This is a genomic window from Cupriavidus sp. SIMBA_020 (assembly GCF_046535395.1).
Classification (GTDB): domain Bacteria; phylum Pseudomonadota; class Gammaproteobacteria; order Burkholderiales; family Burkholderiaceae; genus Cupriavidus; species Cupriavidus campinensis.
In genome coordinates, this window is sequence record NZ_JAWRWU010001715.1 from 1 (window position 1) to 234 (window position 234).

1 pseudogene is annotated in these 234 nt (G+C 69.7%); it reads right to left on the minus strand.

The annotated features are described in order from the left end of the window. Positions 1 to 234 (minus strand): annotated as a pseudogene (locus SB751_RS35470) (aspartate aminotransferase family protein); the annotation flags it as partial.

The window sequence follows — 234 nt, forward strand, 5'->3', positions numbered from 1 at the left end:
GGCGTCGTCGTGGGTGGCCGAGACGAAGCCGGCCTCGAACGCCGACGGCGCGAAATGCACGCCGTGGTCCAGCATGGCGTGGAAAAAGCGGTTGAAGCGCGCCGTATCGCAGGCCGAGACCTCGGCGAACGTGGCCGGCACCTTGTCGCTGAAGTAGATGCCGAACATGCCGCCGACCGAATCGGCCGAAAACGCCAGGCCGGCGGCGCGGGCGCGTTCCTGCAGGCCCTGGGC